The 20,696-nt window shown below is 48.6% G+C and carries 21 protein-coding genes and 1 other annotated feature; of the genes, 5 read left to right on the forward strand and 16 right to left on the reverse strand.

The window, feature by feature from the left end:
• Positions 1–32: 32 nt before the first annotated feature.
• A complete protein-coding gene (locus tag AB1S56_RS21445) occupies positions 33–260 on the reverse strand; it encodes a hypothetical protein (protein WP_340873736.1) in 228 nt (75 codons plus the stop codon).
• Positions 261–279: 19 nt separating this feature from the next.
• On the opposite strand from AB1S56_RS21445, the gene AB1S56_RS21450 reads away from it, so the two are divergent.
• Entirely contained in the window at positions 280–1,581 is a 1,302-nt protein-coding gene (locus tag AB1S56_RS21450) for an IS1380 family transposase (protein WP_340873735.1), read from the forward strand.
• Between the two features lie 173 nt (positions 1,582–1,754).
• On the opposite strand, the gene AB1S56_RS21455 is transcribed toward AB1S56_RS21450, so the two are convergent.
• The 5 genes from AB1S56_RS21455 to AB1S56_RS21475 form a co-directional block, all read right to left on the reverse strand.
• The gene (locus AB1S56_RS21455) at positions 1,755–2,069 is read right to left on the reverse strand and encodes a hypothetical protein (protein WP_367903388.1); all 315 of its coding nucleotides are present in this window, start codon (positions 2,067–2,069) and stop codon (positions 1,755–1,757) included.
• A 55-nt stretch (positions 2,070–2,124) separates the two neighbouring features.
• On the reverse strand, positions 2,125–2,694 hold the full coding sequence (locus AB1S56_RS21460) for a hypothetical protein (protein ID WP_340873734.1): 570 nt from the start codon (positions 2,692–2,694) through the stop codon (positions 2,125–2,127).
• Between the two features lie 122 nt (positions 2,695–2,816).
• Positions 2,817–3,698, reverse strand: coding sequence for a pentapeptide repeat-containing protein (locus AB1S56_RS21465; protein WP_340873733.1), 882 nt, complete (start codon positions 3,696–3,698; stop codon positions 2,817–2,819).
• Positions 3,699–3,751: 53 nt separating this feature from the next.
• Positions 3,752–4,147, reverse strand: a complete 396-nt coding sequence (locus AB1S56_RS21470) for a DUF4259 domain-containing protein (RefSeq protein ID WP_340873732.1) — start codon at positions 4,145–4,147, stop codon at positions 3,752–3,754.
• A gap of 15 nt (positions 4,148–4,162) precedes the next feature.
• A complete protein-coding gene (locus AB1S56_RS21475) occupies positions 4,163–4,456 on the reverse strand; it encodes a hypothetical protein (protein ID WP_340873731.1) in 294 nt (97 codons plus the stop codon).
• A 239-nt stretch (positions 4,457–4,695) separates the two neighbouring features.
• Between AB1S56_RS21475 and AB1S56_RS21480 the strand changes: the two genes are divergently transcribed.
• Positions 4,696–5,148, forward strand: coding sequence for a hypothetical protein (locus AB1S56_RS21480; protein ID WP_340873730.1), 453 nt, complete (start codon positions 4,696–4,698; stop codon positions 5,146–5,148).
• Positions 5,149–5,258: 110 nt separating this feature from the next.
• Here AB1S56_RS21480 and AB1S56_RS21485 read toward each other — a convergent pair whose 3' ends face one another.
• Positions 5,259–6,086: a reverse transcriptase domain-containing protein gene (locus AB1S56_RS21485; RefSeq protein WP_367903389.1), complete on the reverse strand. Its 828-nt coding sequence runs from the start codon at positions 6,084–6,086 to the stop codon at positions 5,259–5,261.
• Positions 6,087–6,232: 146 nt separating this feature from the next.
• Here AB1S56_RS21485 and AB1S56_RS21490 point away from each other — a divergent pair, with 146 nt between their 5' ends.
• The 3 genes from AB1S56_RS21490 to AB1S56_RS21500 are packed head-to-tail and all read left to right on the forward strand — an operon-like array spanning position 6,233 to position 9,444.
• Entirely contained in the window at positions 6,233–7,471 is a 1,239-nt protein-coding gene (locus AB1S56_RS21490; RefSeq protein ID WP_367903390.1) for a tyrosine-type recombinase/integrase, read from the forward strand.
• Positions 7,464–8,450 carry a tyrosine-type recombinase/integrase gene (locus tag AB1S56_RS21495; protein WP_340873785.1) on the forward strand — a complete coding sequence of 329 codons (987 nt, stop codon included), beginning with the start codon at positions 7,464–7,466 and terminating at the stop codon, positions 8,448–8,450. Before AB1S56_RS21490 ends, AB1S56_RS21495 begins: the two co-directional genes overlap by 8 nt.
• Positions 8,431–9,444: a site-specific integrase gene (locus tag AB1S56_RS21500; RefSeq protein WP_340873783.1), complete on the forward strand. Its 1,014-nt coding sequence runs from the start codon at positions 8,431–8,433 to the stop codon at positions 9,442–9,444. The genes AB1S56_RS21495 and AB1S56_RS21500 overlap by 20 nt, the downstream gene beginning before the upstream one ends.
• 82 nt (positions 9,445–9,526) lie before the next feature.
• Here the strand turns inward: AB1S56_RS21500 and AB1S56_RS21505 are convergent, their stop codons facing one another.
• The 9 genes from AB1S56_RS21505 to AB1S56_RS21545 all read right to left on the reverse strand — a co-directional run bounded on the left by AB1S56_RS21505 (position 9,527) and on the right by AB1S56_RS21545 (position 20,633).
• The gene (locus tag AB1S56_RS21505; RefSeq protein ID WP_367903391.1) at positions 9,527–10,174 is read right to left on the reverse strand and encodes a reverse transcriptase domain-containing protein; all 648 of its coding nucleotides are present in this window, start codon (positions 10,172–10,174) and stop codon (positions 9,527–9,529) included.
• 689 nt (positions 10,175–10,863) lie between these two features.
• On the reverse strand, positions 10,864–11,952 hold the full coding sequence (gene asd, locus AB1S56_RS21510; RefSeq protein WP_340873441.1) for an aspartate-semialdehyde dehydrogenase: 1,089 nt from the start codon (positions 11,950–11,952) through the stop codon (positions 10,864–10,866).
• A gap of 106 nt (positions 11,953–12,058) precedes the next feature.
• Positions 12,059–12,320: a binding site (T-box leader), on the reverse strand.
• 88 nt (positions 12,321–12,408) lie between these two features.
• Positions 12,409–13,122, reverse strand: a complete 714-nt coding sequence (locus AB1S56_RS21515) for an MOSC domain-containing protein (protein WP_340873442.1) — start codon at positions 13,120–13,122, stop codon at positions 12,409–12,411.
• Between the two features lie 536 nt (positions 13,123–13,658).
• Positions 13,659–14,543 carry an ROK family protein gene (locus AB1S56_RS21520; protein WP_340873443.1) on the reverse strand — a complete coding sequence of 295 codons (885 nt, stop codon included), beginning with the start codon at positions 14,541–14,543 and terminating at the stop codon, positions 13,659–13,661.
• A gap of 93 nt (positions 14,544–14,636) precedes the next feature.
• A complete protein-coding gene (locus tag AB1S56_RS21525) occupies positions 14,637–15,404 on the reverse strand; it encodes a 3-oxoacyl-ACP reductase family protein (RefSeq protein WP_340873444.1) in 768 nt (255 codons plus the stop codon).
• A 34-nt stretch (positions 15,405–15,438) separates the two neighbouring features.
• Complete coding sequence (locus AB1S56_RS21530) at positions 15,439–17,685, reverse strand: FAD-dependent oxidoreductase (protein ID WP_340873445.1); 2,247 nt, start codon at positions 17,683–17,685, stop codon at positions 15,439–15,441.
• A 7-nt stretch (positions 17,686–17,692) separates the two neighbouring features.
• Complete coding sequence (locus tag AB1S56_RS21535) at positions 17,693–18,862, reverse strand: mandelate racemase/muconate lactonizing enzyme family protein (RefSeq protein WP_340873448.1); 1,170 nt, start codon at positions 18,860–18,862, stop codon at positions 17,693–17,695.
• 25 nt (positions 18,863–18,887) lie between these two features.
• A complete protein-coding gene (locus AB1S56_RS21540) occupies positions 18,888–19,733 on the reverse strand; it encodes a carbohydrate ABC transporter permease (RefSeq protein ID WP_340873450.1) in 846 nt (281 codons plus the stop codon).
• 18 nt (positions 19,734–19,751) lie between these two features.
• Entirely contained in the window at positions 19,752–20,633 is an 882-nt protein-coding gene (locus tag AB1S56_RS21545; RefSeq protein WP_340873451.1) for a sugar ABC transporter permease, read from the reverse strand.
• Positions 20,634–20,696 lie beyond the last annotated feature (63 nt).

Below are 20,696 nucleotides of genomic sequence, written 5' to 3' on the forward strand. Positions count from 1 at the left end.
TATTTCTCAATAGTTAAATTTCAATAATTTAATTAATCCGGGACATTAAAAAAAGTCTCATCAACTATTATCAATAATTTATTTGTGGCTTCTTTACTTGCTGGTTCTTGCACTAGCAAAAAAAAGATATCACGCAATTCATCTATTCTTGCTAATACCTTTTCTTTTGATCCTGAATTACGAAAGTAAAGCCTCATAAAAATATAAAAAAGTGCCCTAATCTTTGGTAGAATGGTGTTTGTCGGAACAACATCACCCAAAGAGAGGAGCACCTTTAAGGTGAAGTCTACCACAAAAATCGCTACTTTGAAAACGGAATTTTCTATGAGAAATGCTACAAATTTTGCAGGTGCTAAGGCCATACTTGCATTCCTTGAAACGATCCGTTTGAAGCAAGTGTTAAAGACGCTTGGCTTGGCCAAAGCGGCTAACGCCATTTTCCCCACTCATCACATCATTCAATATCTAATCATTGGCTGGCTCCTGGGCTGCGAAAGGCTCTTTCATTTTAACACGCTTCAGGCTGACGCCTTAGTAAAGCATGCCCTTGGCGGGCGATTGCCTCACCACTCCTTGCTAAACAAGGAGTTGCTTCGACTTGGCGCGGCACATGACGAGCTTGCTCCAGCGCTTCGAAAGCTGAATGTAGATATCCTTTCACCGGTACTACCCGACTCCCTTATTCTCGATCTGGATTCCACGGTGGAGACCGTGTACGGCAATCAACAGGGGGCGGCGGTTGGCGTTAATAGCCACAAGCGTGGACGCAAAAGCTACCATCCCTTGCTGGTATACGAAGGTCAGACCAAAATGCTAGTGAACGCCGCACTCCGTTCCGGAAACACCGGCAGTTCGACCGATGTTCTTCCTTTTGTGAAGGGGACCCTCGACCTTCTGGGTTCAAGGAAGGTCCGCTACATTCGATTCGATAAAGGGTTCGGCGGAGAAGAATTCTACGACTTTTGGGAATCTCGCCAAATCGGCTATGTTGGCAAATTAAAATGGACAAAACGCCTCGCCCAGCAAGTGGAGGAGTGCAAACATTGGACACGATTCGTCGATGAAGATTGGATCATCGAGGGAATCGTACTTTGCTACAAAGCCAGCACGTGGGAGAAGACTCGTCGTGTGGCTGTCATTCGAAAGATGCAAACTTACGAAGATGATCATCCATTACTAAAACTGGACACATTCTGGCAGTATGAAGCGATGGTCACAACAGAAGACTGGAAAGCCATCGATATATGGCGATTCTATAACCGACGCTGCTGCATGGAGAACTACATTAAGGAAGGCAAAAACGGGTTTGCCATCCATCGTATTCCGACGCAATCCTTTGCTGCCAATGAGATTGATCTGTTACTAAAGCTGCTGGCATACAATTTGTTCGAGCGATTCAAGCTGCATTGTTGCGACCCGATTCATCGTTCGTTTACCATCCAGCGGTTTCGTCGGGAGTTTATCCATTGTGCTGGCGTGCTAGTTCAAAGTGGTCGTATTCTCAAATTGAAAATGGCTGAATCCTTCCCCAATCGATGGGCATGGCTTAGCATGGAACGAAAAAGTATTTTATTGGAATGAACAATAATCCCAAAATTAGTCTTGGAAATCCCATTGCCCCTTCATGTGGGGAGGGGGATTTTGTAACTGTTTTTTGCATCCAAAACCAATTTTAATATTTTCGTCACCCCAAAACTGGTTGATATTTCCTAAGTGTGCGATCGACAGTGATTGATTTTATGAGCTTTCGTAATTCAGGTTGATTTATCTTCTCTCAATGCAATAAATAAATTGTATATGCTAATATCCAGCTCGTCATTAATTCCCTTATATGAAGTTAGTTCCGAATTTGTTGCTGCTTTAGAAACGTCTGAAATCATAGACCTATAAGTATAATCATTCACTATCATACTAAAGCTTCCCAGAACATTATTTAATTGCATGACATATGCTCTATCAATTGCATCCTGGAGCCCCTTTTTTTGTCGTTGCGATTCCACCAGCAATAAACTCATTATCCCGAGGCATATGGTCAAAATAATTATAATGTACTTACTTTTTATCTTCATAATAAACTCCTAAAAAAAATTTGCATCCACTATAATGCCGTTAGACTTTCATGGCTCATTCGAATTTAATTTTCACAAGTTTGTTAATATCTTTTAGTTGGCTCTCCTTCAAATACGTAATTAGACAATCTTGGCCTAGTGACGCTACAGTTATTCTACGTTCCTTCCTGTTTTTTATAAGCTCTTGGAAATGATACATAATAATCGGATCTAGCCAATCCGCGTCTACATTTAAATCCCATCTTATCTTTGTTCCTTCATAAATAAATGAGACCCACGCTTCATTAGCTTCAATATCTACATAGTCGGTGAGGTCCTCTATGTCAATGCCAGTCAAATTCTTTAATCTTTCAATAATTCTAATATAGTCTCCATGATCTTCAATACATTCAGTATCTAAATGCCAAACATCATCGGATACATGATAGAATTGATTATTTATATAGACTTCTCCACCCATAGTAATAAGCAATAGTTGATAGGGATCTTCTACAAATTCTTGTTCGGAATGTTGTTCCAGCAAAAGCGTCGGATCAATTCCATGCTTTAACCTAATCCCGCACTCCGCGAGCTTACTTAGCTGAGATTCAAAAGACACTTCTTTCTTCTTAAATAACCTAAACACTTACAACACCTACTTTTAGATATCATTGCTATGTAATGTTTTTACGAATAGAATCTTGACCGTTGGGAGAGTGAGGGAGTGCCACACGGCAACCCCATCGAAGTTAGACTACATATTTTTCATTAGCTTACATACCAATGTGTTGGATGTATAAGCAGTGGCGGCAATTTTGTGTGAGCGTCTCCCTTTGCAGCATTTAATTGAGCTTGGGTAAGAAAGATACTTTTGGAAAGGTCAGCGCCTCTAATGTCAGCATCCCGGAAATCTGCCCCGATGAAATCAGTTCCACTAAGGTTGTTTCCTCTAAGGTCAGCAGCAATAAGATATGCTCCTCTCAAGTTAGTTCCTCTGAGGTCCAATCTTCTGAGGTCGGCACCAATAAGGTCTGCGCCACGACCAATGGTCTTCTGAAGCTTAGACCGAGCCGTGTGTCCCGAACGGGCCTTGAGTCTGCTCCGAGCCTCAGATCGAACAAGCTCACTGGTCTTTATGAGTAGAGTGTTCACGGAAGCTCGATGTTCTGCCATGTCTAGTTTCATGAGAGAGTCAGGGCTGAGGTATGTGAGTTGTTGGGTTTCTTCAAGCATGAATTGAAGCTCATTATGGATAGACTGGGCCTGATGTAACGTGAGCGCTTCTGCCAGATACCAGAGCATTTCGTGAAGCTGCATCATGATTATGAATACTTTGAACATCTGCTTCGCGAATTCAGGGGCTGTCCCCCAGTCTTGTCCGCCGAAGCTGATTTGGGAAACCTTTTGTCCCGCGCCAAAGCAGTCAAAAGCTATACATCCTTTAAGGCCACGTTTGCTGAGACTTTCGTGGACACGACAGCGAAAGTCTGGCTGCAGGTTGAGGCAGGGTCGGCCGGCCTCCTTGTCGATGGGGAAACCTTCCGAAACTGAGAAGTTCAATGCAACACAGCACAATCCAAAACATTTTTCGCAGTCAGCCCGAAGATTATCGCGACTTGTATCGTGTAATGAATTTGGTAGATTCGACAACTCCATACACTTCCTTTAATTCTTACTTGTCATCATCCTATCATTTGATTTTCTTACGATACTCTACCTTCCAATTCCTTAATCGCACGAATCCAATCCTCATAATGATCAGATTCCTCCCATAGTTCTTTAAGCTCTGAGTCTGCCAGAATCTTTTTTAAGGCCAATCTAGCAGAATCTAGTAATTGGTGGCCAAACCCTTTATGTTCACTGATCCATACTTCAAGCTCATCTTCATATTTTTCTTTCCCGGTGTTGCCTTGCAATGCTGCCAGAATTTCAATTGCCCCAATACCAATGGAAGCCGTGTCAGCATCTATATCATCTTCATCGAGTACCATTTCAATAGCTTCGGATATCCTATTCAAATCTTTGATTTCCAATAACTCTGCTACCCAATCCAGTACAGTATCATTTTCGAGATTTCCGGATCCCCATGCTCCCATCATTAACGCCCTCACATTCTATTTTTTGCTGCTCCCATTGCCACGATTGGATGACTTATATTTCTGGCCCTTATCATCGTAAGTAATCCATTCCCCTACTGGCTCACCCTTGTCGAAAAATCCGGAGCGCTTGATCGTTCCATCCTGCCGATACCACTCCCAGTATCCGTCGGGATTGCCTTCGGCCATCTTCCCCTTTGACCAAATGGATGTCCCATTTGCATGATATTTGATGGTGACGCCATCCCTTTCTTCCATCTTCTTTTCTTTCACACCGTTAGGATGTATCAGGTCACATTTATTATTTTCCATCGTATGCCTCCAATGAATGAACAAATTTAATTATGTTATGCTTATCTTGTCAACAAGCCCAGTTATTATTCCTGATGCTGACACGCGGGCTTTATCACTTATCGGTAGCATACTAAAGGAGGTATTTTCTGTCAATTCCATGATAACAGGATGACACAGCAGGTTCTACAAAAGTTAGGACTACGGTTTACCCGTGACATGGGGTTACAATAGGGAAAAGAAGCTGGGGAGGCAAGCATATGACAAACGCCACATGGGCCCGTGCTGCTGCGTATGCAGTATCCAAAATAGCGGCTGCAGGGTTGGTGTATTGGGGTTTTATTTTCATTGTGAGCGGGCGGGATTATGAGGAGATGCGGGGGATCGGTCTGTACACCCCCGTTTGGTTGTTGATTTTTGTTTATGCCATACTTTTTTCCATGACAGTGGATGCCATTTTGTGTAAATTAAAAGCCGGCCCAGGCAAAACGTTTATCTCCATTCTGATCTATATGGCTGGAGGCTATGCTCCTTTCATCATTATGTTTCAATCGCAATGGATATTAGGTCTCATTGCCGGCTTTTATGGCATATGCTGCTCACTGGCGTTTCTGTGTGCGAGCTATATTCTCCGCAGACTTTGGCCTGCGAGCGCCGGGATTGGTCTACTGCTGCTTGCAGGGATTGTTTATCTTTTCACAACGGCTAACTGATGCTTCTTCAAAAATAATAAAGTAGGGAAACCACTCTCATGGCTTCCCCCTTATCGAACCGTACGTGCCCTACTAAGGCATACGGCTCACCAACGTGTTTCAACATGTGATCAATAAGTTGCTAGTCGCTGGGCATATTGCATTTTACGAACGCGCTCGGGAGTGTAATACTCCTCGCCGCGTTCTTTTGCTTTTTGCACTTTACGTTGTTGTTTTGCTGCCTGACGCGTCTTCATGTAATCTAGGTAATCGTCAAGGGAGTAGCCATATTGCTCATGGAGGTACAGCCAGTGCGCAGGAATGAGTCCAATACGAGCAAAGAACTCGTTGTTCCACTTCGTTTTCATCGCATGTCCCTTCCTTTGACTTGGATGTTTGTGTATCATGGCGACTCGTAGCCTCTTCCTTATATACCCATCCACGTCTAGTAGGTTATTACGACATGCATTTACGAAGCAGCGGCTTTCTTGCCCGTACCTTCTGTTTTCCTCCATCGCTTTGAACAAGTTCAGAAAGTAATTCACCTTCCCACGTATGACGGGATTTACTCTCTCCAACCACTCCTTTTTGTTGAGGGTCAGCGTCTTCTTCGTTTTGGCTTTGATCTTCTGTTTGAAGTCCTTCCACGTGCTGTCCTTCGGCTTGGCTATGAAGTAGCGCTTTCCATCTTTCTTGCGTTCCCGCCAATGCTGGAATGTAAAGCCCAGAAAATCAAAATCGTCGTCATTGAAATTTACCGTTTTCGTTTTCTCTATGGCTACTTCGAGCCCTAGCTCTTGTAGCTTCGTTTGGGTAATTTCCGCGGCTCTCTTGATCTCCTCTTCTGTTTTGGCAAAAAGCAAGAAGTCATCTGCATAGCGCACGAATCGGATGCCATGCTCCTCTAGCTCCCAATCGAGCTCGTTTAGATACAGGTTGGCAAGTAGCGGCGATATCACGCCCCCTTATGAGAAGTAACTCGTTATGCAAAGTAAACCCCACAAGCCTCTGGTAGAAAAGGGATTTGTTCCAGATTACTTTGCATAATATCCGAAATGTTTAGTAGGAGAAGAACCTTCTCACTACACATTTCGGGGGTATCATCATGGAAATCCTACCTTTTCGAGAGTTAACGACCTGTCTCGAGAAAGAACTGTACCGTCTGCATTACAACGAGCAGACGATCAAGTATTACAGATCGATGTGGCGACGAATTGCCAGCTATTTGGAGTCGGAAAGCATTCATCACTTTTCCGAGGAGGCCGGACTTCGCTTTCTCGAACGGGAGTACAATTATTTCGAACTCGAGAAAGCCGGGAACCTTACACAGTCCATCATCAATGTCTTCCGGGTAGTTAGAATGCCTGGAGATTACCAACTGCATGGCTGCATTCTACGCCGATATTACAAGCAGAAAAAGTTATTACAAAGTATGGCGTACGAAGAAATGCTCCAACGCTACTGCATGCACTGCGAAAGGAAGGACTATTCAAGAGCAACACAGCAACATTACAGGAAGGCCACTGAAAAATTTTTGAGCTTCTTGGAATCTAAGGGGATTTCAGACTGTGCGGCTATCTCCGCTGCCAGCTTGAACGACTACATCAACACCTTACTCGGATACAGTTACAAGATGGTCGAGCAACAACTTTGCGCGCTTCGTTCTTTTCTTCGTTTCCTTCACAACAACCAGCTTCATCCGCTGGATCTGACTGCAGTCATCCCGTCCATAAATGCGAGAAAGCAAAGCCGTATTCCTTCCGTCTGGTCACCAGAGAATGTGACGAAACTGCTTGAGGCAATTGACAGAGGCAACCCAGCCGGAAAACGGGATTATGCTATGATTCTCATCGTTGCTCGTCTGGGGCTAAGATCCATAGACCTTAAACGATTGAAGCTGGAGAATCTGAAATGGCAAGAGAATCGTATCACGCTTATGCAGTCGAAGACTTCGAGAGAGCTACATTTGCCGCTTTTACCGGACGTCGGTTGGGCGATTATTGACTACCTCAAACACGGGCGTCCGAAAGTGGATTCTCCCTTTGTATTTTTGCGGCATCTTGCACCGCTTGAGCCTTTCGCAGACGAGCACCATCTACACCGGATCATTGAGAAATACATGAAGCTAGCCAAGATCCCAATGAGTCCCCAGAAGAAAAGAGGAATGCATTCTTTACGGCATACGCTGGCTAGCCGGCTTCTTCAAGAGAATACTCCTTTGTCTGTCATCTCCGACATATTGGGGCATGTGAGTTCGGACTCGACAGCCGTTTATCTGAAAGTTGATGTAGAGATGCTACGCGAGTGTGCCTTGAACCCTGAGGGGGTACTCCCCCATGCCTGAATACATCTACAGTAGTCCATTCCAAACCTACATCCGGGAAGTGATCTGCCAAAAACAGTCGCTCGGCTACAAATACGACAGTAGCGCCCGGTCACTGTACAAATTTGATCAATTTTGTTTGGAATATGGCTACACCGAGTCTGTACTCTCTAAAGAACTCGTTCAAGCCTGGAACCAGAAGAGGCCAAATGAAGCCCAGGCAACCCTCCGTAACAGAGTCGTGGTGGTCCGGCAGTTAGCGTTGTATATGAGTCGGCTTGGCATCCAAGCTTACATACTGCCCAAAAACACCTTGCCAAAGGAACCACGATACATCCCATATATATTCAGCAATGAGGAACTCGCGGCGATTTTTAGGCAAGCTGATGCTTGTTATTACCGTCCCGAGGTTCCCAACAGACAATGGATTATGCCACTCTTATTTCGTATGCTTTACGGATGCGGTCTGCGGATTTCAGAGGCCCTTCATCTTAAAATGCGGGATGTGGACTTGGAAAACGGTGTGCTAACCATTCTGGATGGGAAGTTCGATAAAGACAGGCTCGTCCCCCTTTCTCATGAGCTTCTTCAGCGATGCCATACCTATGTGAAGCAGGTTCATATGTTTTCGGGTGCGGACGTCTATTTTTTCCCGAACCCGAACGGACAAGCAGTCACTCACAACAATGTGTACAAGAACTTTCGAAAATTCCTATGGAAGGCTCGAATTTCCCACGGAGGGTGGGGAAAGGGACCACGCATCCACGACTTCCGCCATACGTTTGCCGTCCACTGCCTGCGTCGCTGGGTTCTGGAAGGAAAAGACCTAACCGCTTATTTGCCAGTCCTTAAAACGTACTTAGGACACCATTCGTTTAGCGATACATCCCAATACTTGAGACTAACCGCGGAGCTTTACCCGGATATTACGACAAAGGTGGAACATGCTTTCGGCCACGTGATCCCCGCTAAGGGAGGCGATGATCTTGAAGCCGACTGACTTTGCCAAGGTGTTATCCCGCTATTTATCTGCTTATCTTCCGGGACAGCGGAATATGAGTCCTAATACGATCTCTTCCTACCGCGATACGTTTAAGTTGTTCCTCACGTACTGCAAACAGAACGGGCTCTTGATTGAACGGCTTACCTTGGCGCAAGTAGATGAGGCACTTGTTCTCGCCTTTCTAAAGTGGCTCGAAGAGGAAAGAAACAACGGCATTTCTACGCGGAACCAACGTCTGGCTTGCATCCATGCGTTTTTTCGCTATGTACAGACGGAACATCCTGTCGGTTTAGTCATCTACCAGAAGATCCTAGCCATTCCAATGAAAAAGACACCAAAGCCGACGGTGAAACATCTTACCCCCGATTCGTTGCAACTCATACTGGCGCAGCCCGATCTGGAAACGCCCGGAGGCCGCAGAGATGCGACGCTGCTATCCGTTTTGTACGATACGGGAGCACGGGTACAGGAATTGGTTGATCTTCGTGTCCGAGACGTTCGCTTAGACCCGCCACCAGTTCTAAGTCTGACTGGCAAAGGACGAAAGACAAGACATGTCCCTATTATGTCAAACACGGAGGCTATACTCCGGCAGTATATGGTCGAGAACCGCTTGCTACACAATGGCGAGCAAGACCGGCCGCTTTTCTGTAACCGCCAACATAGCAAGATGACGCGGGAAGGTGTCGCCTTTATCTTGGATAAATATGTTGCTCGTGCTCGTGCAGTCTCTTCCGCCATTCCAGATAAGGTGACTCCACATGTACTGAGACATACTAAAGCGATGCATTTATTACAGGCCGGGGTAAATCTAATTTACATTCGAGACTTGCTCGGACATGTTGATATTGCGACAACGGAAGTGTACGCACGGGCAGATACAGAGTTAAAAAGAAAGGCGTTGGAGCAGGCCTATCCCAACATGGTGGTGGAGGGGCTTCCCCAATGGAACCAAGACGAGGGCCTCATCGAGTGGCTGACCAGCCTTTAGCTTGACCCGGTATTATGCAAAGTAAAATTGCGGTCAACCCCTGATCTATCCTAGGTTCGTACTGTTTACTTTGCATAATACTTTACTTCTCATAAGGCGGATTATGCAAAGCTTTGCATAATCCGCCCTGGGGGGTGCCAGAGTCTACCTCGTGGTATTTTCCTTCTTCCATGTACCCTGCCTTCAGCCATTTCCAGATCATGTCTAACACTGTTCCATCCGCTATATATTTCGTAAGCACTCGCATAAGACTCTTGTGCGAAATGTTATCGAAAAAGCCCTTGATATCGCAGTCGTAAATGTAATTGTGATCTGTCTCGACGTTCCATAGGATGATCTGTGCTACCCGTTTCGCCCCATAGTTGGGTCGGTATCCGCATGACCAACGATGGAAGATGAGTTCTTCACACTTTGGTTGAAGAACGTTGACAATGGCTTGCTGTACGATCCGATCTTCGATATTGGGTATACCTAGCGGTCGCAATTTCCCGTTCTTCTTGGGTATATACCGTCTGCGCACGGGAGATGGGACATACTCCTTCGCCCTCAGCTTGTTCAGGAGACTGGCAAGATTGTCCTCCAGTTTCCTCCCGTACGTTTCCAGTGTTACTCCGTCGATGCCTCCGGCTCCTTTATTTGCCTTGACTTGTTCCCACGCTTCATAAAGTCGCCTCTCGAACAAAATCTGCCCGTAGATGCTGTGCCACTTTAGCTTCAACTCTTGATTCATGTCTATCTCCCACCTTTCATTGCGCCCATTCCGTTCGTTCTTACCGCAGTATCGTTACGGTTGTTCGACGCTACATTCAAGTGTTCGTTCACGAGGTCGTTCCCCTTCCGTTCAGCAGACGTTTGGTCGCCTGCCTACTTCCGTACTATGAGAACGTCTGAATTCTCTGACATGAGTATCACTTCGGCGAAGCCTTATAGATACCCATCCTTTGCAGGGAGGACAGAGAACCTCACGGGGTCATCCTATCTTCCTTCTGAACATACCCAGCACCTTCACATGATAAGTCACTGTTGCTCGTCTGGCTCTTGGGGCAACAGTTTGCCGTGTAGCAGGCTTCCCGTTATTTACGCACAGTCGCCGACTTACCCCGCCGCTGCGTGCTTCACGCTTTCGCATTTGGGTCTGCTCATCCGCCTACGGGTCTCTCGACTATCCGCATCTCCTTCAGACAAGTACCTCGCGATTCCTGCCCTAGATTAGGCTTCTCAAGCTGTACCAGAACTCTTGAGGAAGGACTTACACCTTCGAGAAAAGTTTTCGTTCCAGGCTCTCGGCTCGTTTTTACTTTAGGTATCGTTACCGCCGCCTGTAATTGATCACTCATAGCGCATAAGCGCTAGTGATACGACTGCCCGTCGCACGTAAAAAAGGCCGCCCATGTCGGGCAGCCTCCTGTTGGTTCAATATTAAGCCTTCGCCACAATGTAGCCTTCCGCTTTCAGCAGCTCAGCGATCAGCACTGCGCCTCCTGCAGCGCCGCGAAGGGTATTGTGCGACAATCCTACAAATTTGTAGTCGTACAGGGAATCTTCACGGAGACGTCCTGCGGACACGCCCATCCCGTTCTCGACGCCACGGTCCAGGTTCGTCTGTGGACGATTCTCTTCCTCAAAGTACGTAATGAACTGCTTCGGTGCGCTAGGCAACTCCAGCTCCTGCGGACGGCCCTTGAAGCTGCTCCAACGCTCCAGAATCTCCTCTTTGGATGGCTTGTTCTCGAACGATACGAATACCGTCGCCAGATGGCCGTCCGTTACAGGTACACGGATACATTGCGTTGTAATGTGCGGCTCGCTTGCTTTGACGATCTGACCGCCTTCTACGCTGCCCCAGATGCGGAGCGGCTCCTGCTCGCTTTTCTCCTCTTCCCCGCCGATATACGGAATAACGTTGTCGAGCATTTCCGGCCAGTCGGTGAAGTTTTTGCCCGCTCCCGAGATGGCTTGGTACGTTGATGCGACTACCGTCTTCGGACCAAATTCCTTCAGCGCATTCAGCATAGGCACATAGCTTTGGATCGAGCAGTTCGGCTTGACGGCGATAAAGCCAGTGGAGGTGCCGAGACGTTTTTTTTGCGCTTCGATAACCTCCAGATGCCCTGGATTGATCTCTGGAATAACCATAGGCACATCAGCCGTCCAGCGATGAGCAGAGTTATTGGATACTACAGGCGTTCCTGTCTTCGCATATGCTTCCTCAAGCGCCTTGATCTCATCCTTCTTCATATCCACCGCGCAGAAGATGAAATCAACGCCAGCCGCTACCTCTTCAACCTTGGACGCGTCTTGCACGACAATAGACTTCACAGCGTCCGGAATCGGCGTCTCCAGCTTCCATCTGCCTTGCACGGATTGCTCGTATGTTTTGCCTGCGGAGCTCGCGCTCGCGGCGATTGCCGTGACTTCAAACCATGGATGTCCATCCAGCAGTTGAACAAACCGTTGTCCAACCATACCCGTACCGCCAACAATACCTACTTTCAACAGCTCTGCCATTTATAATCTCCTCCTGATCTTCATCCTATTAATGATACATTACATGTGACCTCTGTTAGCTTTGCGACCGAAACAAAAAAAATCCCACCCCCAAGACTTCTTCAGCCTCAGGGACGAGATTCGATATCCTCGTGGTACCACCCTTGATTCGCTGACATGTCGCCATGCCCGCCTCTTCGAGTACGGCATGAACTACCCATGCTTATACTCTAGCTCTGTAACAGGAGCTCCTGTCGCACCATCTCCCGAACGGGTTCCGGCGCGCTGCTCAGAGTCTTTCTTCAGTAACGTCTTCTTTGCCCCTTCTCAGCTGCCGGGGCTCTCTGCGAAAGAATTCATTTACCTACTCGTCTCGTCGTCGCATTTGATTCATTGTTGGAATTATCTTAACAAATATATGCGAGGAGGTAAACCTCCTTTTTTTGAAAAATGATTTGTTAATCGCGATTACGATACCTACACCAGTCTAACCTCGTCGCCGAGCCCAATGCGCCCCGTCCTCACGACCGAAGCGTACACCCCGAAGTTCAGATCCATCTCTTCCTTCACCTTCTGCAGCACCCGCTTGTTCATCTGAAGCGTCTCCGGGTCGATCATGACCAGGCTGCAGCGCTCGCAGTATCCGTCTACCTGAAGCACGACGTCCCCAATCGCAAGCTGGCTGCCGATCCAATCCCCTTCATGGAGCGCCTCATCTTGCAGAGCGACTATAAAATTGCCGCGAAACCTGCGATCGTCCAGCTCCTGCCCGCACATGGCTTCAAGCTTCTTCAAGCTTGCATCGGTAATAAGCAGTATGCTGTCGCCATCAACTGACATCAAGTCCGGATTCTCGGGATGGGGCTCTCGCAGCCGAGACATCGTAATCGTCGTTGACGTCTTGCTCTGAATTTCATCCAGCAGCTCCTCGTCCCAGCCAAAGCTGCGTCCATCCGCAGCCTTTACTCGAATGCCACCATCGACAAAGGCTGCCTGATAGGTCAGCATACTAGGAATATTCCGAGCCGTAATGAACCGCGACCAGCCTGACTTGGTCTCGTCATAGAACGCTCCGAACCGATCGCCCTTCATCCCATATGTCTCAATTTCACAGAACTCCAATCGTTCCCCGCCGAATGATTTAACAGGATAACGATTAATACCGCTAATTGCTCCTACCGTTCTGGACATCTCCTTGCCTCCGTCATCCTATGTTAGAGTGAACTGCCCTGCCCCCAACCGAAATGACTTCCAATTCGCCTTGCCGTTTCTTCGGGGCTCAGGTTCGTATTGTTAATTCTTACATAGTTTACCCTCGTAAGCTCCCCTTCAAGCGAATTCAGCCGATACTTGTCCAAATATATTGTCGGATCTTGTTCGTGAGTTGCCACATCTCCGGGCTCTTGTCATTTCATTTTTAACAGCTGATAAATAAGTCCAGCAATCACAGGAAAGAAGAATACCACTGCAATAAACAATCCACTATATACGGAAATGAGTAAAAGTATCACACAAATCATTATTAAAATTAGATGCTTCACGAAAGATAGTTCACCTCAAGATTCAAGATAAAAGATCAAGGGCGAAGAAGAATAATAAAGTGCCCGACCGTTGGTAGAATGGTGTTTGCGAAGACAACATTTCCCAAATAGAGGAGCACTTGATAAGGTGAAGTTTACCACAAAAATATCAGACTTGGAAACAGCATTGGTCTCAATCAACGCTTTCTATCTTCCACTCCCTTCCATCGTCTGCAATCCAAGCGCCAGCGCTCCGCATAAACCGGCATTGTCTCCTAATGCGGGAGGAACGATATAATCATCGATGTTATCTACAATGGACTTGGCACTAACATAGCCATTCAAATTGCTTTGAACCTCTTTTCGGATCAATGGGTAAAGCTGCTTCTGATGCATGACGCCGCCGCCTAAAATGATTTTCTTTGGGGACAACATCAGAATGGAAGCTGTCACCGATTGTCCGATATAATAAGCTTCCATTGACCATGCCAAATGGTCGGCAGGTATATCACAGCCTTTCCTATTCCAGCGCTTCTCGATCGCCGGACCGGCGGCCATGCCTTCCAGGCAATCCCCATGATACGGACAGTTCCCTTCAAATCGATCTTCCGGATGGCGCCTTGTTAATAGATGCCCTCCTTCCGGATGCACAAGACCGTGAACCAGCCTGCCTTCTGCGAACACACCTACGCCGATTCCAGTACCTATCGTATAATAGATGCAACTGTCCAAGCCCCTAGCAGAACCCCACATGGATTCTCCAAGCGCGGCGGCGTTGACATCCGTGTCCCATCCAAACGGTACGTCGAACACTTGCTTCAAGCTCTTCAGGAACGGAAAGTTCGCCCAACCCGGCTTCGGAGTTGTCGTTACACATCCATAGTAAGAGCTGGATGGATGGATATCGATCGGCCCGAAGGATCCGATTCCGATACTATCCACATTATTGTGTTCAAAATAGGAAATGACTTGCTCAAGCGTTCTTTCCGGTTCGCTTGTCGGAAAACTTATTTTATCTTCAATTATCCCTTGTTCATTACCGATGCCACAAATAAATTTTGTCCCTCCGGCTTCAATAGCACCAATCCGCATCTTAGCTCTCCTCCCCAATCTAAAATAGCTCCCATCCTCATTAAGGACAGGAACTATTCGACTCCACCTTCATTCTTATTCGTCAAACGTAGTTCAACTCATATACATTCCACCATTGATATGAATGGTATGCCCCGTGATATAACGGGCCAGCTCGGACGCCAAGAACAAGGCGCTGCCCGCAACATCCTCCGGCGTGCCTTCTCTGCCAAGCGGGATATGCTCAACTGCCTTATTTCTGGCTGCAGGAGGCGTGAAGGTATCGTGGAATGCAGTCTGGCCGATAAATCCGGGCGCCAGCACGTTCACGCGAATGCCGCTTGATGCCAGCTCGGTCGCAAGTCCTTTTGAATACGTCTGAATGGCCGACTTGCTCGCGGCATAGATCTGCGCGCCGCTTCCCCCTCCGTTAAGGACGGCAACAGAAGCCATGTTGATGATGACGCCTCCGCCGATTCGTTTCATCCCCGGAATGACATGCTTGCAAGCGAACACGGTGCTCTTGAAATTGACATCCATCACCGCATCATACAGCTGTTCCGTCATGTTCTCGTTTAATCTGCGTTCAATTAAGTGACCAGCGTTATTGACGAGTATATCGATCGGCTGTTTAAATACATTCTCAACTTCATTTACCAGACGTTCTATTTCGGCGGTGTTGGACAAATCTGCTCCGAACCGCGCTGCGTCTCCCCCGTTGCTCACAATTCCGCGGACGACATGTTCAGCTGCTTCTCCGTTGTTCAGATAATGCACCGCCACCTTCGCGCCGGCTGACGCCAGCAACTCGGCTATCGCTCTTCCAATTCCCCCGCTTGAGCCTGTTATGAGCGCCAGCTTGCCTTTCAGACTAATCTCCATACTCTCATGCATCTCCCTCCATATTGCTTGACCGCTATCTCACTCGAATTTCGACTACCTCCGCATGGCTGCTGCCGTTCGTAGCGGTAATCACGAGGCGTATGCGATCTGCGGCAACTGCCTTGTCCAAGGCATGCACCCGTTTACGCTGACGGTTGTTACGCTCTTCGAACAAGGTCAACCATTGACCGTCTTCGAGCCGTTCGATCCGGTAATCACGGACAAGCTCCGGCATGACCTCAAATGGCGTGCGATGATGATGCAGATTGATCAAATCCTCGTTCACATCATCATTAAAGATGAGATGGATTTCCCGAATGGGCACGGCTTCGCTCCATTGCAGCTCAAGCCATGGCTCGCTGCCGTCATGCATGCTTTGCGACAACCACATGTGCGGTCCCCCGTATGGACGCTTGTACCCGTCTATCACCTTGGATGGATGGAATGCCTTCGTCTCGTTAGACAGCTCGAAGCAGAACGGCTTGCGTACAACCCGTTTCATATTCCACTGAACGACAGGCTGATTCTGATCCAACGACTCCATGCCGCGCGCGACGTTCAGCTTCTTCTCGCGTACGAATGACAATATGCCCGTGTGCGGGGTGTGGGATAAGTACAAGTTGACCTTCTCATTCTCGCGTACGATCAAGAAAGCATTTTGCGCTTCTGTCGGATTCCAGTTCAATTGGAACGACACCCATTGCTTCTCGCCCGCCTGCACGGTTTGAACGCAATGCGCCTGCCTGTTTACCGGGATATAATTCTCCAATTTACCGGTATCCCATAGCTCAAGCGTAACGGTCGTGTCCTCTTCAGCATCAAGCAGCAGACGAATCGTTCCGATTCCCGAATCGACAGGCAAGATCAATCCGGCGTCGCTTGTCAGACGGAATTGCTCATCTGCTTCCGTAACTGCAATTCGGTCCAAATAGCTGGAAGCGGTGACCGCAGCACGCAGGCAGAGATCATCTGACGCGGTATTGCGCAAGCCGATAACCGATGCATCCTGCCACAGCAAGGTTTGTTGCAGCTCTTGCATATGCTCATTGAATAGTGTTCTTGGCGTAATCTCCTTGGATGCGCATATCGCCGCTGCGGTGCCTGCCGCTTCGCCCATCGTCGCGCAAGTCCCCATGACGCGCGTCGAGCCGAAAGCGACATGCGATGCGCTAATATTGCGTCCTGCGAACAGCATGTTGCGAACATTGACGGAGTACAGGCTTCGGAATGGGATGTGATAGATCCCGTCGGAGTGATAATGCATGGAAGTATACCCTGACGCATACATGCCCTCAGGCGGATGCAGATCGATCGACCAGCCTCCGAACGTGACATTATCCTCAAATTGCGTCTGTTTTTCGAGATCATTTTTGGTCATAACATAGTCGCCGATAAACCGCCTGTATTCCCTTCGACCTGGAACGCTGCCGACCCACTCCAGCGTCATGTTATCCGCATCGAACTTCCCAGAGTTCTTGATATAATCCCATATCCCGTAGATGACTGCCCACAATTCGTCGCGAATCCGCTCGTTATCATGAAGAGTGTCCAGCTCTCCGCCCCATTCGATCCACCAATAATGACAGCCCGAGTCACCGCTGTTCAGTACGCGTTTCATCGGGATCGGCGTTTGGGTAATATCCTTGGCGAAGCTTGGCGGGATATATTTCACCGGATGGCCGGCGTCCTTCGTATAGAATAGCAGCGTGCTGCCTAGAGTGATGTCATCCGCGACTTCCGGGGCCCAATCTTCGCCGTACTCCTCTCTTGATTCGCGCCCAATCCGATATTTGGCTCCAGCCAGAAACCCGACAAGGCCGTCGCCTGTACAATCGAGGAAGACCGGTCCCTCGAAGCGGATTCTCCGCTCTGAACCCATCATCCAGCCGGTAACGGCATGAATGACCCTGTCATCCTCATCGCCATCCGCTTCCACCTCGTGAACGTCAGTATTTAGAAACAACTGGATATTCGGTTCGCTGTATACCGTCTCCAGCACAATCAGATCCCATAGATACGGATTGCCATCCGGGTTCCGGTATTGATTCTCCACGAACATCTCGCCCATGATCCCGCCTTCACGCGCATACCGGTTCACACCATGGCCCGTTGCCCCTACTACCCATACCCTGACCTCGCTGCTGGAATTGCCGCCCAGCACGGAGCGATTCTGAATCAATGCCACCTTCTTGCCTAATCTGGCAGCCGCTACAGCAGCGCAGACACCGGCCAACCCTCCGCCTACGACCGTCACATCACTACGTACTATTTCATATTTCATTGTTTGATCACTCCTTAACCGATGTCGAAATTGCATATTGATCGACGGTGGAGCTATTGAGCTCTACGCCGAGTCCCGGACCGTCCGGTACAACCAGCGCACCGTCAGCGAAAGTAGGAAAAGGCTCGATCAGCGCTTCTCTGAGCGGATTAAGCAATCGATTATATTCATAGAGATAAGCGTTGCCGTACGCTGCCATCGCTTGAACGGCCGCTGCAACCTGAATGCCTGAGCCTACCCCGTGGAGCGCGATCTTCACCGAAAATGCTTCGGCGAGCTTGGCTATACGGTCCAACCCCGTGAAGCCGCCTGCACGTGTCACATTCGGCATGATGATATCGACGGCGCCTAACCGCAGCATGTCCCGAAAGCCTTGGGGAGTGAATTCGTTCTCGCCGGTGGCGAGCGGAATCCGAATGGCGCGATGGATAGCGAGAAGCCCTTCCGCATCTTCCGGCGGAATTGGTTCTTCGAACCATAGGATATTGAACGCCTCCAACTCCCGCGCAAGCGTGATTGCCGTACGCACGTCGTAAGCGCAATTCATGTCGACGAGCAGCTTGACATCTGGTCCCACCGCATCCTGCACGGATGCAAGATGCTTAAGATCCGTCTCGATCGATCGGCCTGCTTTCACCTTGATGGCACGAAATCCTTCGTTTACGTATTCCAACGCTTTCGCAGCCGATTCTGCCGGTTCATCAAAAAAGTACACAGGACTTGCATAACAATCGATTCGTTCGCGATGACGTCCGCCAAGCAACGCATGGATCGGCATTCCCGTCATTCGTCCCTTCAAATCCCAGCAAGCCATGTCGATGGCGCTCATAGCCTCCATGGCAAAGCCCCGCGTGTTGCCCATTCGGTTCAACGTGCCGTACATCCGATCCCAATGCACGGATGTGGCGAACGGGTCCACACCGATCAGCATCGGCGCGAATACTTCCTCGATGATAACGGCAGGAATGCTAGAACTTGGCAATCCCCAAGCTTCGCCGACTCCGACGTATCCGTCGTCCGTCGTAATCCTGACCAATGTGCTCGCTTGGCCGAACCGCGGCCTTGATGCGAAGGAAGCGCCCGGGAACAGCAGAGATGGCGGCACCTTATCGCTCCCTCCGAACAGCTTCGCAAAGCTGGCTTCCAGTTGTATAACTTCTATTCGCTCAATACGCATCGGCTCTTTGCTCTCCTTTAATCTGTTATCCTTTGACCGCTGTACTGGATATGCCTTGAATAATGAATCGCTGACCGATCAGGAATACCGCAATCATCGGGATAATGCCCGCCGTGGCTGCCGCCATCATCCCGTTATAGTCGACATAATGTTCGTCAATGAAATTCTGAAGCCCTAGTGGGATCGTGAACAGCTCCTTATCCAACAGGAATACTAAGGCGTTCTCATAATCATTCCAATGCCAGGAGAAGTCGATAATCGCGAAAGTTGCAAGCGCCGGCTTGGCCAGCGGGAGCATCAGTTGGAAGAAAATCCGAAAATGTCCTGCTCCATCGATCATCGCAGATTCGGAAATGTCCATCGGAATACCAATAAAAAATTGTCTAAGCATAAACACGCCGAATATCGTGAACATCCCTGGCAGAATTAAGGCAAGATGCGTATTGTAAATGCCCAGCCACTCGAACATAAGAAATTTCGGCACGAACAAGATTTGAGGCGGTATCATCATCATGGATAAGTAGAAAATGAAGATCGGCCCCCGACCCGGGAAATCGACCCTGGCGAAGCCATACGCCGCGAATGCCGCAAGCAGCGTGGCGCCAAACATGCTGATCAGACTGATTTTAATCGAATTCCAATAATAGACGGCGAAGCTCTCTCTGCCTGTCCATACCTTGATGTGGTGATCCAGCAAGATCTCGGCAGGAATCCAGCGAATCGGGTATAGGAATACCTCCTGCGGGCTTTTGAACGAAGCACTGATCATCCACAGGAAAGGAAGGATCATCGCAATGCCGAAGACGAGCATCAGGCCGGTAAGCAGCAGCTTCTTGAAGCTGTCCTTGCGCCGTGTTGTCATTGTAGCCATCCTAATCTCCTCCGACCATTAGTAGTGAACCCATTTCTTCTGCGCTGCCCATTGAATGACGGTAATGATCATGATCAGCAAAAACAATATCCAGGATATAGCAGCCGCATATCCCATCTCGTAATAGCGGAACGCTGTCTTGTAAACGAAGAGCGACAGCACATGCGAGCTTGTTCCGGGTCCTCCATGCGTGATCGCCTCGATGATGCCGAATGCCTTGACGGTTGTGATGAAACCCGTAATGAGCAGGAAGAGCGTGGTCGGACTCACAAGCGGCAGCAAGATGTGCCGTATCGTCGTCAAGCGTTTCGCTCCGTCAATCTTCGCCGCCTCCAGCAGCTCAGGCGATATCTCCTGCAGCGCGGCAAGATAAATGATCATGTTGTACCCCAGCAGGAACCACACCCAAATCATATCAAAGGCGAACATCGGCGTATCGATCGTCGAGAACCAGCCCGGCGGGTTGGCGATGCCAATCGAGCGCAGGAATGCATTGATCGGGCCGTCCTTGGCATGAAACAGCAGCATCCACACAAAAGCCACCGCCACGCCGCTCGTAATGTAAGGCAAGAAATACATGGCGCGCAGCATATTTTTCAGATAGACGCTCTGGTTCAGCAGGACAGCCACAATAAAAGCGAGAAAGATACTGAGCGGAACGGCAGCCAGGAACACAAGCGTATTTGTCAGCGAGTCATAAAAAACGGGATCCTGAAACAACCGGATAAAATTGTCAAAGCCAACGAAGCTGGCGCTGCGGGTCGTAAACTGCCAATCCGTGAACGTAACCGCGAGCGAAAACATAGCAGGCAAGAAGAAAAAGAGGAGGATTCCCAGCATATTAGGCGCAATAAAGAGATAGCCGACGAGCTGCTGCCTTTTCATCCAACTGATTCTCAAGCTAGGTGACTCCCTTCTATCTAATCGTGGAGGGAGCGGCAGCACCGCTCCTTACACGACAGA

The organism is Paenibacillus sp. PL2-23 (assembly GCF_040834005.1).
In the GTDB taxonomy this organism is placed as follows: domain Bacteria; phylum Bacillota; class Bacilli; order Paenibacillales; family Paenibacillaceae; genus Pristimantibacillus.